Below are 13,305 nucleotides of genomic sequence, written 5' to 3'. Positions count from 1 at the left end.
CCAGTGGTGTTGTCGAGTGTGAGAGGTGATTGTTCATGCCGCATCCGTTCGTGTGGGTGCCGGGTGGTGGGGCTCGGCACGCGAGCAAGGACAGGGTGCCACCGCCCAGCGTGGAGTTTCCGGAGGGCACGGTGGTGTCCACCCTGTGCGGCGCGGAGGTTTCCGCCGAGGTGGACGAGGTGTCGTGGCTGTGGCGCACCTGCCGGGAGTGCGACGAGCGGACGCGGGAGATCGTCGGTCTGGAGCCGCTGTCCGAGATCGAGCGGCGGGTGGGGAGGTCGGACCGTGACCAGTGACCAGACGCGGTTGGCGCTGCTGCTCACGCACGAGCAGTGGATGGTGGACCAGGTGGCCTACGACCTGGCCGGAGGTCGGGCCACGGCGCGGCAGTGCGCCGAGACGGCCCGGCTGCTGGAGCGGGCCGCGCGACAGCTGCGGGAGCACGGCGCGGCGCTGTCCTTCGGCGGCGGCCTCACCGGCGGGGTCATCGACGCCGGAGTCATCGACACCGGCCTGCCAGGCGGGCGGGACGGTGATCCGTGGTGACGCCGAGTCCGAGCTGGATACTGGGCACCCTCGTGGTGCTGGCCGGGGCGGTGATCGTGGCCGAGATCCGCTCCCGACGCGGGACCTCCCCCCGTCACGCCGGAGGTTCCGGCCCGGCGGCGTGGCGGCTGGCCGCCGTGCGGTGGGAACCCCCCGCCCATCCCGACCCGCCGACGGTGGAGCTGATCCGCTGGCCGCTGTGCGACCCCGACCGACATCCCCGCCTGTTCGAACCCACCGTGCCGGAACCGGCGGCACCGAGCGTGCCCGGAACACCCGGCGGTGGCGGCCCCGATATCACCGTCGACGAGGAGCCTCCCGAGCTGGCACTGATGCGCCGCGTGCTCGCCGGACTGCACCGGCTGCACCGGAACTGACCGGCACGGCCGGGCGGGAGTCGCCGGTCGCCCCGCCGACGACTCCCCGACCCCGGAACACCCCGGGCGGGATCGGAGGCCCTCAGCCCGTGGCCACGGACTCGTCCGAGCCCGCCCGCTCCGGCACCGCGCCCTCGGGCGAGTCCTCGACGTGCCGCCCGGGACGGGCGGCGATGCCCACGGCCAGGGCGGCCAGCGCCCCGATCACACCGAACACGTAGAAACCCCACGGATAGGCGATACCGGCCGTGAGCAGCGCGCCCCCGATCAGCGGCCCGCTGATGGCACCGATCCGCCCGACACCGGTGGTCCAGCCGAGACCGGTCGCCCTGCTGTCCACCGGGTAGCTGCGCCCCACGAAAGCGTAGACCAGCACCTGGGCACTGAACACGAAGAACCCGGCGAGGAACACCGCCGTGTACAACCCGAAGGCGGGCAGCTTGACGCTGAGCAGCGCCAGCATCACCGCCGCCGCGCCGAACCAGGACACCGTGGAGCTCTTCACCCCGGCCCGGTCGGCCACGTTGCCCGCCACGACCAACCCGGCCACGGCACCCGCGTTGAGCGTCAACAACAGCTCCAGCGAGGTACCGAGCGGGTAGCCGGCGGTGCGCATGATCTCCGGCAACCAGGTGTTGAGCCCGTAGACCAGGATCAACCCCAGGAAGGAGGCCGTCCAGAAGGCCACCGTGGACGCCGCCATGCCGTCGCGGAACAGCAGGGAGATGCTCTCGCGGGCCGTGGCACCGCCGGACTGCCGCCGGGTGCGTTCCTCCCGCCTGCGGAACACCTCGGACTCCGGCAGGTAGCGCACCATCAGCGGCACCAGCACCAGAGCCGGAGCGGCCCCGGCGACGAACATCGCCTGCCAACCGAAACCCGGTATCAGCCCGATACCCAGCAGCGCGGTGAGCACCGCGCCGACGTGGTAGCCGGTCATGATCGTGGTGGTGGCGGTTCCGCTCCGGTTGCCGCGGGCGTACTCGGTGGACAGGGTGATCGCGGTGGGCAGGCACCCGCCGAGTCCCAGCCCCGCCAGGAAACGCAACAGCCCGAACACGAAGACGGACGGGGCCACCGCGCACAACAACGTGAACACCGAGAAGGTGGTCACCGCCACCAACAGCACCCGGCGGCGTCCGATGAGGTCGGTGATCACCCCGATGGTCAGCGCCCCCACCATCATCCCGATCAGGCCCACGGTGGAGACCACCGACGCGCTCGCCGGGTCGAGCCCCCACACCTCGTTCTCGAGCATGACCGGCAACACCGTTCCCAGCACCACGAGGTCGAAACCGTCGAGGAGCACCGCCGCCCAACACAGCGGCAGCACCCATCCGGCGCCCGCGCGGCCCGTCGTTCCAACACCCGACACAGCTCTCTCCTCGATGTGAACGTGGCTCGAAGTGGCCGACGGCCGCGCCGGTCCTCCACCGCCGACCGGGCGTGTTCCGCGCGGGGAGCACACCGGGTGGTCGCGGTTCGCCCGCGCTCGCGGCCGTCGGCCAGTCAGAGTGACTTTGATCCAGGTCATATGTCCAATACCATCTCGTGGCGGTACTCATATCCATGACGTATGACCCGGTGCTGCGCAGTGACAGGGACGGAACGTGGAACTACGCCATTTGCGCTACTTCGTGACCATCGCCGAGGAGCAGAGCCTCACCCGGGCCGCCGCCCGGCTGCACATGGCCCAACCACCGCTCAGCGCCCAGCTGCGCAAACTCGAAAGCGAGGTCGGCACCGCCCTGTTCCACCGCACCACCCGGGGAGCGCAACTCACCGAGGCGGGAAAGGTGCTGCTGGACGAGGCACGGCGCATCCTGCACGAGGTCGAGCAGGCCACGCGGATGGCCCGCGAGGTCGGCAGCGGGCTGGTCGGCAGACTCGCCCTCGGTTTCATCCCCTCGGCCTCCAACGCGGTGCTGCCGCCCATCCTGCGCCGGTTCAAGGCCGAGTACCCCGACGTCACCCTGCACCTGCAGGAGATGCGCCCCGACGAGATCGTCGAGCGGCTGCACGACCGCAGGATCGACGCCGGGCTGTTCTACCTGCCCTTCGAGGACCCCACCCTGCACGTGCGCCCGGTGGCCGAGGAGTCGCTCGTGCTGGCCGTGCCCTCGACCCACCCGCTGGCCGACCGGAGGCGGGTGGAGCTGTCCGACGTGGTCACCGAGCCGTTCATCCTGCCCGCGCGGCACGGCAGCATGCCCGGGCTGTACGCGATCGTGGTCGAGGCCTGCGAACGGGCCGGGTTCACCCCGCACGTGGTGCAACGCGACGTCTGGCTGATCCAGACCATCGTGGGACTGGTGGCCGGAGGCATGGGGGTCTCGGTGGTGCCCGCCTCGGTGCGCAGACTGCAACGCCCCGGTGTCGCCTTCCTCGCGCTGGACGACGTCACCGAACAGGCCCAGACCGCCATCGCCTGGCGCAGCGGCACCCCGCATCCCGTGCTGCGTTCCTTCCTGGACCTCGTCGTTCCCGGAGAGGCCCGACCCTGAGTCGGGAGACCGTGGACCTCCGCCGGGTGGAGCGGACTGCCTTCGAGGACGGCGAGATGCGGACGCAGGAACTCACCGAGGCAGTCAACCCGAATCGGAGCTCTGTCAGCAGGCTGGAGCGTTCCGGACTCACCGAACGCAGGATGTGCGAGTTCGACCGCCGGGGGATCTACACCGGCATCACCGAGCACGGGCTGGCGACCCTGCGGGAGGCCGTCCCCGTCTACGAGGAGGCGTTGGGCGAGGCACTGGCCCACGCCGAGCTCGACCCGCGGCTGGCACCGCTGCTGGCCGCGATCCGGCGGAGTTAGGAGGAGCCCGAGGAAACCGAAACCGCCTGATCCCCTCCGGGGGACGGTGACCGTCGGCGGCGGTTCGAGGGCAAGGGACTCCTGCTCTTTCGCGGGAACGGGAAGGTGCCGGGGGAGCGCGGCAGCTCCTCCCGGCACCGAAGACCCCGCGGCGGATCCGGTGCTATCCCGGAATCAACTGACGTTGCACTCCGACTCCCAGCTGATGCGGAGTGCCTTCACGGAGCCCTGGGTCCAACCGTCCTGGTTGGGCGGGATGCAGAACACGTCGCCGCCTCCGGTGAGGAAATAGACGACATCGTCGTTGCGCGTGTTCTTGAACAGGTAGTCGTCCTCGGTGATGTACTGCCAGCCGCTGGTCACGTCCTGGAACTGGCCCACCCGGTTCCCGGAGTCCGGGTCGTACAGACACACGTACGGGTAGGGGCAGGACAACGCCTGGGCGGGTGCGGCCGAGACGAGGGGAAGTCCCAGCAGGACGCTGAACGCGGCTGCCGCACAGCCGACGATCTTGTTGATACGACGCATCTTTTCTCCTCCTGTCGGGGATGTGGAACAGGTGATGTCCGGTTTTTCGGACGGGACGCCGCGGGGGCGGACCAGGGGAGTGCTCGCGTCCCGGTCGGTCCGTCGCGGACCGTCGGATCCCGGGGCGCGGAAGCGTTCACCGCAGCGTGCCGGCACCGGTGCCGGCACGCGCCTCCCGATGCCGGATCGTCGCTGCCAGGGCGGGTAGCCGTGGGTCACCGGGAGGGACGTCGATCGAGAACAGGGCCTCGTAGGGTCGGCTGTCGTCCCCACCCCAGCGGACGAGACCGTCGCACGCCTCGGTGATGTTTCGGACCGCCGCGAGCTGGTGGGGGAAGTACCCGCCCTCCGCCCCCGGCGGGTAGGAGCCCGGAAGGATCGCGACGGCGGTACCGGAAGCCTGGTTGCTCTCCGGCGTTGACGTCGGGACGGAGGACGGGGAACGCCAACCGATCACATCGCCTTCGGTGAGGGCACGGACTTCGTAGTGGAACCGGCGGATCACGTGCACCAGCACGGTGGCCACCGCCCCGACCCGCATCGACACCTCACAGCCGGTGCCGACCACCGGCTGGGTCCAGACCGGTCCGTCGGCGTCGACGGAGCTCACCAGCTCCCAGCCGTTCGCGCTGGTTCTTCGGCGCCTGTCCGAGTCCGCTGCGCCCTGTGCCGCCTCGGTGGCGGGACTGGCAGCGACGGTCGGTGCGAGGAGGGTGCTCGCGCCGAGCGCCGCCAGAACACCGGTTCCGGCGCCGGTGCGCTTCAACAGTCCGCGTCGTGATATCTCCTGTGTCATGCGGTCACCTTTCCCGCGCTGTTCGGATCCTGAAGTGAGTCGTGACGGTCAGGCGCGCTGTATGCTGTAGTACTTTTCGAACACCCGGTAGACGCCGAGCACGTCCTCGCCGTACTGTTCGGCCTTATCGCCGGTCCCGTTGTAGCGGGCCAGTATCTTCTGGGTGTCGGAGTCACTGGTCGTCAGCGTGGGACGGTCCAGGTCCTTCAGGTGAGCGCTGTAGAGCAGCACGTAGGCGGCGAACCTGATGTTGTACCGTTCGTCGGTACGAAGTCTGGTCCAGACGCCTTTGAGGTCCCTTTCCAGGGAGAACTTGCTGCCGTTGACGATTCCCGCGTCGACGCAGTAGTTCCACGCCTCGATGGCTGTCTTGCCGAATATCTGCCCGAGACCGGTGGAACTGTCATTTCTGACACCGTTGATGACGGCCTCGTCCGCGACTGGGTCCGAGGGATTCCACTGGCGGATCTCCCACAGGACGGGAGCCTGGACGAGCGCCTTGCGGATGTTGAGCGTCCGGGCCAGGCTGGTGAACAGTTCGTCGTGTTCGAGGACTTTGTTGAAGGATTCGGTGTTGCTGTTTCCTCCGAGAGTGAACCAATCGTCATCCCACCCCTCTCCGCCGGTCTCCGGAACCCCGATGGATTCCAGATAGGCTCTCATGTCCTTGAGCATGGCCGTCTTGTCGGCGAAGTCGAAGGGAACATCGGGCTTGCCCGAAGGGTAGCTCGGATCGAAGCTTCCTTCTCCTTCGTCCCGGCCGGAGGCGATGTTGTTGTCGATCTCGATCTCACTCGCGCCGGATCCGATCGTCACCGTGGCGATCTGGTCGAACGCCCAGTCCCGAGGCAGCGGATAGCCGAGATTTCCGGAAAACGCCGTGGACATTCCGGAGACGAAGCTCGCCGTGCTCAGTCCTTCCGCGGAGACCCGGGAACAGACGTTGCGAGGTCCGTAGATACCCACCTTGTACCCCGAGTTCCGCCGGATCACGTCGTTGACGCCGCGGAAGTGCGGAATGATGTTCGAGGTCACCTCGTGGTCCAGCACGTCGAAGTCGACCGCGAAGTAAATCCGGGCTCCTGCCCTGAACCCGTGGTGGCGCGCCCAGTAAACGGCCGAGTACGCGTCCTCCTCCCCGCGGGATCGGTTGAAGTGGGACGCTCCTCTCCCGTAGGTCTGGTATATGGGAAAGCAGCGCAGTCCGTACTGCGCGATGGTGCTCAGTTCACCGGGCTGGATCTGTTTCTCCGGCAACGAAGTCGTGCTGGGGTTGTACAGATAGCGTCCGACGTACTTGTATCCCGCGTCCTTCAGCGCCCGGGCCCGTTCGGGAGTGATCTCGGTGACACCGTCACAGGCCGAGCCCTTGCGGTCGGGGTCCCCGGTGGAAACGAGCAGTGAGGCCCACGTCCGGTAGTTTCCGATGCCGGTGACATCGAGTCTCACGAAGTACTGGAAGTTCCTGGTGATCTCCGTCTCGCGTGAGCCGAAGGTGTCCGTGAAAACCGCTCCGTCGCGTTGGTTGCAGATCAGCAGGGCGGTGAACAGGCGTACCCACGGTCCCGTGGATCCCGTACTCACCTCGTGCTTTTTGAGTTCGTCCCGCGTGGTCGGTCCGTACAGGCCGTCGACTTTCTCGTCGGGCAGGCCGCTCTCGTACTGAACCGCGACCATCATGGCTATCGCGGTGTCCCGCGTGTACCTGCCGTCGCAGGGGGAGATGAAGAACCCGGAGCGCCTGGTGTAGCGGCCGTTGAGCCACCGTTGGATCTCACGGACCCGGTCCGTTCCGCCGTTGACCGTGACGTAGGCGTCCATGTTGAGGACACCCTTGAACACCTTCGGCGTGACCGAGTCACCGGGGTAGACACCTCCCACCCCCATGTCGGACTTGATGTCGGTGACCGAGGACGAAACGCGATCGTTGAACTTCCCGTCGATTCCGCCGCCGTCGTAGCCCTTGCAGTACAGTCCGGACTGGAGGATGCGTATCACGTTCGCCGGCACCGTCACGCCCGCGTCGATACTGGGGTACTTCCGCTCCAGACTCGCGAGTGTTCCGGGATTGAAGTCATCGGAAAGGTGGGTCATGCCGAGCTCGTGCTGGAGCGCGCGCGTCAGCGCGTTCATGGTGTTCCACCCGGTGATTCCGTCCTCGGTGAGACGCGGAACCCCGGAGACCCCGCCGTAGGTTCGATTCACGAATCGTTGTGCTCTGCGGACCATTTCATCTGCCACAAGAAGTCTCCTCTCCTGGTGCTCTCGGCATGACGTCGCAGAAAATCCACGAAGAACCGTGCTGTCCGGAAGGGCGTGCTCCGGAAAGCGCGGAATGGCCGGTGTGACCGAACAGGAGTTCACGAAACAGAACCGCAGAATACCCGTCGTTCCGGGAATTCTGTCCTGAACTCGTGTCGTCGGAGGGGACGATGCCCGGTGAAAGACATTCTCACGCCGGTCGTCGCCGGCTGTTCCGGGGTTTCCGGGACGCCGTCCACATGCTCGCAGGAACGAACATCCTCCGAGTCACCTGTTCGAAGGCCCGGTGAACAATGTCTGCTCTGGATTGTGGTTCTGTCGCTGCTCCGTCGGGTGTACCGGTTTGGATGTCAATTCCGGTCCCTTGCGACGGCAAAAGGACCGCAGTGGTTCCCCCAGTCTGCTCGTTCCGGTGTCGACGTCGTGCTGATCTTAGCAAAAGGGCACTGGATTGCAATAGCTTTCATGTTTTTCGGTGTGGATCACACACTGTGGGATACGAGTTCTGCACAGTGCGTCGTTTCTCGTGATCCCGATCCGGAGCGAGGGGCGTCGTCCCGACCGAGGCCGTCGTTGTCGGAAGCGGACCCCCGGAGTTCCCGACCTCCGGCTGCCCGTGCCTTGCCGAAGAAACACCCACTCTCGGGTGGCGGGAGAGCCGTCGCTCGTGCGCTGCGTGCCGGGACCGGTCACGCTCGGAGCGTGTGCCGTGTGAAAGGGGCGTGCCGGTCATGAACGAGTGCGGCGGGGCCGGGCAGCCGTGGCGGGACGAGGACGAGGAACCGGTCGTGACGGCCGTGGGACGGATGACCGAGGCGTTGGAGAAGATCGAACGGGCCAGGGGAGCGCTCTACGAGTGGCACCAGCTCGTCGGAGCCGCCGACGCCGGACTGGGGAGTGCCATCCGACTACTGCGCTCCTGCGACCGTCCCGACCTCGCCGACCGGCTGGAGCGGGAACTGTTCGGCAGGAACGTGCTGCCCGGCAGGTGGACCTTCCAGACCCTGGAGGAGTTCGACGACGGGTACTGGTCCCGGTTCCGGGAGCTGGAATGCTGGCTGCGCACGGAACTGCTCGACGGGGCCAGACACGTCCACGAGGCCCGCATGAAGGCACGGGAGCGCAGCGAGGACGCGGCGGGAGCTCCCCTGCCCGGTTTCGAGAGCAGCCCGGAGGAGCTGCCCTGAACCACGGGCGGACGGAAGACGCTCAGTCACCCCCGACGAGAGGCAGGGCGCAGGGCTCCGCCTCCGGACCTCCGGCGGGCTCGCGCCCCGGCTCGAACACCCACGACCACTCGCCGGGTTCGTCCGTTCCCGCGTGCCGGAACCCCGCCGACCGCAGGGTACGGGTGATGGGTGTGTTGTCCAGCTGGGTCAGCGCCGTGACGGTCTCCAGCCCGCGCTGTCGAGCGTGTTCCAGCAGCGCGTCCCGCAGCACCGATCCGACCCCGTGTCCCTGCCAGTCGTCGCGGACCAACAGGGCGAGCTCGCCCTCGTCGGCGGTGTAGCCGAGGTTTCCCATGCCGATGACCTCGCCCGTGACGGAGAAGGCCAGCAGCGAGCTGCCGAGCTCCGGGGTGAGCAGCAGCCTCAGCCCCTGCTCCGTGGGGGTTCCCGCCCCGAAGTAGCGGCGGTGCATACCGGCCCCCGAACACCGCCCGTGCAGGGCACGCACCAGGTCGAGGTCGTACGTGTCGGCGGTGCGCAGCAGGACGGGGGTGCCGTGCTTCGTGCGCAGACTCCGCACGGGCCTGCCGAGCAAGCTCCGCCGGGTGCTCGCCAGCGTCATCAGGGCACCGGCCCTGGCGAACTCGGCGGGGGTGAACTCCCCGTGGCGGCGCCGTACCGTGAGCAGACCACCGTCGGGATCGGTCAGACGCATGACGGTCCCCTCGACCCCCTCGACCCCGGCCTCACCCGGATGGTGCGCGCTGCGCAACGTCACCTCTCCGAGCAGGGCACGCAGCGCGCGTTCCGGCTCGGCGGTGCCGGCCACGAGCTCGTTGGCCAGGCGCAGTGCCCGCGTGGGCACGTCGTCGAGTTCGCGCGGGTCGGTGCGTTCCGCGGTGACCCCGCCGGCACCGGCTCCCGCCACGGCGGCGACCAGCTCGGAGTGCGTGGTGGCCGCGGGCAGGTCCAGCAGGAACTCGTCGACCGCGGCGTCGGCGACCGGGTGCACCCGCACCGTCCTGATGTCGGCGTCCAACAGGGACAGCCCGCTCGCCACCGCGGCCAGCGCGCCGGGAGTGTCGTCCACCGAGGCCCGCACCCGCCACAGTTGCCGGGACGGGGCCAGCGCCGAGGCGACCGTGGTCGGCTCGGCGGGACGTGTTCCTCCCCTCCTCGGGGAAGGGTTCTCCCCGGCGTGCCGCACCGCCGCGCGGCACGCGCCGAGCAGCAGCAGGACACCTCCGACGGACACGAGGGCGGGGGTGAACACTCCCGCCGCGTCCCAGTAGGCCAGTGCCCGGTGAACCACACCGAGCAGGACGACGAGGACACCGATCCCGACCAGGGAGTCCGGTCGGAACCGGCGCGTCGGGTGCTGGCGGGGGACGAACTCCGAGTCGCTCATGGCGACATCCTGGGAGCGGGATGTTACCGGCGGAGCAAGGTCCGTTTAGCGGAGTGTTTCCGTCTCCCCCCAGCTCCCGGGGAAAGCTGTCGGGTGCGACGTCCGGTGCCACCGGGTGCCGCGCCGGCGGGGGCGGTCGGATCGGGGCACCGGACCTCGCACCACGACGTCAGGTCGGCTGCACGGTGCGACGGTCCCGAACCGAGCCGTCTATCCCGTGGATGAGGATCTCTCCTCCGTCGGAGTTCTCCAGCTGCCTGCGTGCCTCGTCGATCGCGTCCGCCTGGGTGTTGGTCTTCGACTGGGCGGAGTCGGTGGTCGCGTCGACCACTTTCCAGCCTCCTCCGCCGCCACCGGGAACGACGTGTCGCTGGGTCATGACTGCCTCTCCGGAAGGGGAAACGTTCTGTACCGGTGTACCCGCGTCGGAGCCCTTCCACACCCGCGGGCACCGGAACGAGCCGATCAACTTCCTCTGCCCCTCGTCAACACCACCGCCCGTCGGACCGGCGCGTGTCGGGCGTGGCGGCGGGACAGCACCGGAGGTTCCGGAGCACACTCGGAGACGGTGCCGCCCCGGTTCGGGGAGGGGCGGGGCGGCACCACGCGACCCGCTCACACGTAGACGCTGCGCATCCGCTGCTCGTCGTAGCGCTCGCCGGCGGCGACGCCGAGGGGAGCCACCCGCTCTATGGCGTCGAGGTCCTCCTCGGTGAGGGTGACCTCGGAGGCACCCACGTTCTCCTCCAGGTAGGGCCGCCGCTTGGTTCCCGGGATGGCCACGATGTCCTCGCCCTGGGCGAGGACCCAGGCGATGGCCAGTTGGGAGGCCGTGACCCCCTTGTTCGCGGCCAGCTCGTGCACCCGTTCGACCACGTCCAGGTTCCGGCGGAAGTTCTCCCCCTGGAAACGCGGGGCACCGCGCCGGTAGTCGTCGGGGTCCAGGTCCTCGACCGAGCGGATTCTGCCGGAGAGGAACCCCCGACCCAACGGCGAGTAGGCCACGAAGCCGATGCCGAGCTCGCGGCAGGTGGCCAGCACCCCGTTGTCCTCGGGATCCCTGCTGAACAGCGAGTACTCGGTCTGTACCGCCGTCACGGGGTGGGTGGAGTGAGCCCGACGGATGGAGGACGGCGCGGCCTCGGAGATCCCGAGGAAGCGCACCTTGCCCTCCCGCACCAGTTCGGACAGTGCTCCCCAGGTCTCCTCCACCGGAACGTCCGGGTCCACCCGGTGCTGGTAGTACAGGTCCACGTGGTCGACTCCCAGTCGGCGCAGGGAGCCGTCGATCGCAGCCCGCAGGTACTCGGGTCGCCCGTTGACCCTGCCCGCCAGGTTCCCGTTGTCGTCGACCTCGTTGCCGAACTTCGTGGCCAGCACCACCTCGTCCCTGCGGCCGGCCAGTGCGCGCCCCAGCAGCCTCTCGTTGCTCCACGGGCCGTACATGTCCGCCGTGTCGAAGAAGTCGACACCGAGGTCGAGGGCTCTGTGGACGGTGGCCACGGACTCCTCGTCGTCCCTGCCCGCGTAGGCGAAGCTCATCCCCATGCATCCGAGTCCCTGCTCGGTCACCTGCAGCCCTTGACTGCCCAGTCGGCGTTGCCGCATCCGAGACCTCCGTGTCGGTGTTTCTCGCTCGCTCGTCCAGACTACGCAGCCGTGGGGCGTCCTCCGCGAGCGTTTTTCCGCGACCGCCCGTGGGGGCGGGGCGGTGTGGTCTAGCCTTGTCGCACGATCGGTGCAGGCCCGGCATGGCCGCTCCCTCCACGGGGTGGATCGTGCGATGGTGGCCTGCGGTGTGCGGTCGTTCGAGACACGGAGGCCTGGCTTGGACCGCAGAAGTGTGCTCGTTCTGGTGGCGTGTGCCGTGCTCGCCGTGGGGTATCTGGTGGTGCGGGACCCGGTGGGCTCCGCCGGTCTCGTCCGCCAGGGGGCGACGATGCTGTTCGACAGCGTGGTGTTCGTCCTCCAGTCGCTGGTGACCTTCGTGCGTCACCTGTTCGCCGGGTGAGCGGCCCCCTTTCAGGGGCTTTCCCGAGAATTCCGGCGTGTTGTGGGTGACACGTGTTCTTCGTCACTTATACTTGTCCGTGCAGGGTTGTGATGTTCACGGGCCGGAACACGGAAGAGGTGGCGGAGATGTCCTCGACGGCCGAACTGGGGGACGTACTGCGTGCCCTCGCCCAGCTGCGCACCGGCGTGGACGAGCTCTACGCGCGTTACGGGGACACCCCCGTGGTGCGGCGTGTCGAGAACGACCTGCAACGGCTGGAGATCGACGTTTCCGAACTGTCGACGGTCGCCCCCGGCCCACCTCCCCAGCGCTCCCGCGGCGGCCGGGACACCGCCCGGGGTGGGGGCGCCGAGGGAAGGCCTCCCGGGGAGCAGGAGATCGTCGAGGTCCCGGACACCCCGTACGTCCCCTCCTGGTGGCGGGGAGTGGACGACGAGGGGGTGGGGGGCCAGTCGGCTCGCCAGGACTGAGCACGGACCAGCCATCGTCAGGACACCCGCGACCCCAGAGGTGGAGCAGAGCATGGCCGCTCCCACGACCACGTCCGGTCCGCGACGCACCCGCACCCTGCGCACCGATCGGTGGTGGTTGCCGCCCTTGGGGACGGCCCTGGGCCTGTCCGCCTTCGTGGTCTACGGGCTGGTGCGCACCTTCATGAACACCTGGTACTGGGTACCGGAGCAGCACTATCTCGCCCCGTTCTTCTCCCCCTGCCTCAGCGAGGCGTGCGTGCCGGGGGCCAGCCACCTCGGAACCCCCTTCCCCGACCTGGCGCCGTGGGTTCCCCCTCCGGTGTTCGTGCTGCCCTTCGTGCTCGGGTTCCGGCTGACCTGTTACTACTACCGCAAGGCCTACTACAGGGCGTTCTGGTTGTCCCCGCCCGCGTGCGCGGTGACCGAGCCGCACCGCCGGTACACCGGCGAGTCCCGTCTTCCGCTGCTCCTGCAGAACGCGCACCGCTACTTCTTCTACGCCGCCGTGCTGGTGGCGGCCGTGCTGACCTACGACACCGTGCTGGCCTTCCACGGTGTGAACGGCGGGGTGGGGGTCGGACTCGGCACACTGCTCATGGTCGTCAACGTGGTGCTGCTGTGGGGATACACGCTTTCGTGCCATTCCTGTCGGCACCTGGTGGGAGGACGGATCAACCACTTCTCCCGGCACCCGGTGCGCTACCGCCTGTGGACCTGGGTCAGTCGGCTCAACGGCAGGCACATGTCGCTGGCCTGGGCCTCGCTGTTCTCGGTGGCGCTGGTGGACCTGTACGTGATGCTCGTGGCCTCCGGGGCGTTCCCCGACCCCCGCTTGATCAACTGACCCGGATTTCCTCGGGAGGAGTCGGACAGTCATGGCCGAAACGGAACGGCACGACTACGACGTGGTCGTGGTC

General features: G+C 68.5%; 16 protein-coding genes. 9 read left to right on the top strand and 7 right to left on the bottom strand.

The features are described from left to right. Positions 1 to 35: 35 nt before the first annotated feature. From CEP50_RS02540 to CEP50_RS02530, 3 genes are read left to right on the top strand one after another with little or no spacing between them, the layout of a single operon-like run. The gene (locus tag CEP50_RS02540) at positions 36 to 296 is read left to right on the top strand and encodes a zinc finger protein (RefSeq protein ID WP_106112309.1); all 261 of its coding nucleotides are present in this window, start codon (positions 36 to 38) and stop codon (positions 294 to 296) included. Continuing rightward, complete coding sequence (locus CEP50_RS02535; RefSeq protein WP_106112308.1) at positions 286 to 546, top strand: hypothetical protein; 261 nt, start codon at positions 286 to 288, stop codon at positions 544 to 546. The genes CEP50_RS02540 and CEP50_RS02535 overlap by 11 nt, the downstream gene beginning before the upstream one ends. Next, positions 543 to 923 carry a hypothetical protein gene (locus CEP50_RS02530; RefSeq protein ID WP_146134722.1) on the top strand — a complete coding sequence of 127 codons (381 nt, stop codon included), beginning with the start codon at positions 543 to 545 and terminating at the stop codon, positions 921 to 923. The genes CEP50_RS02535 and CEP50_RS02530 overlap by 4 nt, the downstream gene beginning before the upstream one ends. A gap of 82 nt (positions 924 to 1,005) precedes the next feature. Here the strand turns inward: CEP50_RS02530 and CEP50_RS02525 are convergent, their stop codons facing one another. Beyond that, positions 1,006 to 2,298, bottom strand: coding sequence for an MFS transporter (locus CEP50_RS02525; protein WP_106112306.1), 1,293 nt, complete (start codon positions 2,296 to 2,298; stop codon positions 1,006 to 1,008). Positions 2,299 to 2,533: 235 nt separating this feature from the next. On the opposite strand from CEP50_RS02525, the gene CEP50_RS02520 reads away from it, so the two are divergent. Together CEP50_RS02520 and CEP50_RS02515 are read left to right on the top strand one after the other, a co-directional pair. Beyond that, positions 2,534 to 3,427, top strand: a complete 894-nt coding sequence (locus tag CEP50_RS02520) for a LysR family transcriptional regulator (protein ID WP_258174733.1) — start codon at positions 2,534 to 2,536, stop codon at positions 3,425 to 3,427. 56 nt (positions 3,428 to 3,483) lie between these two features. After that, the gene (locus tag CEP50_RS02515; RefSeq protein ID WP_181188174.1) at positions 3,484 to 3,738 is read left to right on the top strand and encodes a hypothetical protein; all 255 of its coding nucleotides are present in this window, start codon (positions 3,484 to 3,486) and stop codon (positions 3,736 to 3,738) included. Positions 3,739 to 3,912: 174 nt separating this feature from the next. Here the strand turns inward: CEP50_RS02515 and CEP50_RS02510 are convergent, their stop codons facing one another. The 3 genes from CEP50_RS02510 to CEP50_RS02500 form a co-directional block, all read right to left on the bottom strand. Further along, the gene (locus CEP50_RS02510) at positions 3,913 to 4,266 is read right to left on the bottom strand and encodes a hypothetical protein (RefSeq protein WP_106112304.1); all 354 of its coding nucleotides are present in this window, start codon (positions 4,264 to 4,266) and stop codon (positions 3,913 to 3,915) included. A 136-nt stretch (positions 4,267 to 4,402) separates the two neighbouring features. After that, the gene (locus tag CEP50_RS02505) at positions 4,403 to 5,062 is read right to left on the bottom strand and encodes a hypothetical protein (RefSeq protein ID WP_106112303.1); all 660 of its coding nucleotides are present in this window, start codon (positions 5,060 to 5,062) and stop codon (positions 4,403 to 4,405) included. A 48-nt stretch (positions 5,063 to 5,110) separates the two neighbouring features. Continuing rightward, positions 5,111 to 7,303, bottom strand: coding sequence for a glycoside hydrolase domain-containing protein (locus tag CEP50_RS02500; RefSeq protein ID WP_106112302.1), 2,193 nt, complete (start codon positions 7,301 to 7,303; stop codon positions 5,111 to 5,113). Between the two features lie 752 nt (positions 7,304 to 8,055). Here CEP50_RS02500 and CEP50_RS02495 point away from each other — a divergent pair. Then, positions 8,056 to 8,511 (top strand): hypothetical protein, encoded by a 456-nt coding sequence (locus CEP50_RS02495; protein ID WP_106112301.1) that lies wholly within the window; start codon positions 8,056 to 8,058, stop codon positions 8,509 to 8,511. 22 nt (positions 8,512 to 8,533) lie between these two features. On the opposite strand, the gene CEP50_RS02490 is transcribed toward CEP50_RS02495, so the two are convergent. The 3 genes from CEP50_RS02490 to CEP50_RS02480 form a co-directional block, all read right to left on the bottom strand. Further along, positions 8,534 to 9,901, bottom strand: a complete 1,368-nt coding sequence (locus tag CEP50_RS02490; RefSeq protein WP_106112300.1) for a GNAT family N-acetyltransferase — start codon at positions 9,899 to 9,901, stop codon at positions 8,534 to 8,536. A gap of 169 nt (positions 9,902 to 10,070) precedes the next feature. Beyond that, the gene (locus tag CEP50_RS02485; protein WP_019853356.1) at positions 10,071 to 10,280 is read right to left on the bottom strand and encodes a DUF2188 domain-containing protein; all 210 of its coding nucleotides are present in this window, start codon (positions 10,278 to 10,280) and stop codon (positions 10,071 to 10,073) included. Positions 10,281 to 10,516: 236 nt separating this feature from the next. Continuing rightward, the gene (locus tag CEP50_RS02480) at positions 10,517 to 11,509 is read right to left on the bottom strand and encodes an aldo/keto reductase (RefSeq protein ID WP_106112299.1); all 993 of its coding nucleotides are present in this window, start codon (positions 11,507 to 11,509) and stop codon (positions 10,517 to 10,519) included. A gap of 220 nt (positions 11,510 to 11,729) precedes the next feature. Between CEP50_RS02480 and CEP50_RS02475 the strand changes: the two genes are divergently transcribed. The 3 genes from CEP50_RS02475 (at position 11,730) to CEP50_RS02465 (ending at position 13,232) form a co-directional block, all read left to right on the top strand. Then, positions 11,730 to 11,912 (top strand): hypothetical protein, encoded by a 183-nt coding sequence (locus tag CEP50_RS02475; RefSeq protein WP_019853358.1) that lies wholly within the window; start codon positions 11,730 to 11,732, stop codon positions 11,910 to 11,912. A 128-nt stretch (positions 11,913 to 12,040) separates the two neighbouring features. Continuing rightward, on the top strand, positions 12,041 to 12,385 hold the full coding sequence (locus CEP50_RS02470; protein ID WP_106112500.1) for a thioesterase: 345 nt from the start codon (positions 12,041 to 12,043) through the stop codon (positions 12,383 to 12,385). A 52-nt stretch (positions 12,386 to 12,437) separates the two neighbouring features. Beyond that, on the top strand, positions 12,438 to 13,232 hold the full coding sequence (locus tag CEP50_RS02465) for a hypothetical protein (RefSeq protein WP_106112297.1): 795 nt from the start codon (positions 12,438 to 12,440) through the stop codon (positions 13,230 to 13,232). Positions 13,233 to 13,305 lie beyond the last annotated feature (73 nt).

Origin of the sequence: Actinopolyspora mortivallis, from assembly GCF_003001495.1 — a bacterium.
In the GTDB taxonomy this organism is placed as follows: Bacteria; Actinomycetota; Actinomycetes; order Mycobacteriales; family Pseudonocardiaceae; genus Actinopolyspora; species Actinopolyspora mortivallis_A.
The sequence above is the reverse complement of the archived record's forward strand: the minus strand, read 5'-3'. Positions and strand labels throughout refer to the sequence as shown.

Excerpts from the sequence above, each read along its gene's own strand:
- CEP50_RS02490 (WP_106112300.1), bottom strand. The coding sequence starts at position 9,901 with ATGAGCGACTCGGAGTTCGTCCCCCGCCAGCACCCGACGCGCCGGTTC.
- CEP50_RS02480 (WP_106112299.1), bottom strand. The coding sequence starts at position 11,509 with ATGCGGCAACGCCGACTGGGCAGTCAAGGGCTGCAGGTGACCGAGCAG.
- CEP50_RS02505 (WP_106112303.1), bottom strand. The coding sequence starts at position 5,062 with ATGACACAGGAGATATCACGACGCGGACTGTTGAAGCGCACCGGCGCC.
- CEP50_RS02470 (WP_106112500.1), top strand. The coding sequence starts at position 12,041 with ATGTCCTCGACGGCCGAACTGGGGGACGTACTGCGTGCCCTCGCCCAG.
- CEP50_RS02510 (WP_106112304.1), bottom strand. The coding sequence starts at position 4,266 with ATGCGTCGTATCAACAAGATCGTCGGCTGTGCGGCAGCCGCGTTCAGC.
- CEP50_RS02465 (WP_106112297.1), top strand. The coding sequence starts at position 12,438 with ATGGCCGCTCCCACGACCACGTCCGGTCCGCGACGCACCCGCACCCTG.
- CEP50_RS02515 (WP_181188174.1), top strand. The coding sequence starts at position 3,484 with ATGCGGACGCAGGAACTCACCGAGGCAGTCAACCCGAATCGGAGCTCT.
- CEP50_RS02485 (WP_019853356.1), bottom strand. The coding sequence starts at position 10,280 with ATGACCCAGCGACACGTCGTTCCCGGTGGCGGCGGAGGAGGCTGGAAA.
- CEP50_RS02495 (WP_106112301.1), top strand. The coding sequence starts at position 8,056 with ATGAACGAGTGCGGCGGGGCCGGGCAGCCGTGGCGGGACGAGGACGAG.
- CEP50_RS02540 (WP_106112309.1), top strand. The coding sequence starts at position 36 with ATGCCGCATCCGTTCGTGTGGGTGCCGGGTGGTGGGGCTCGGCACGCG.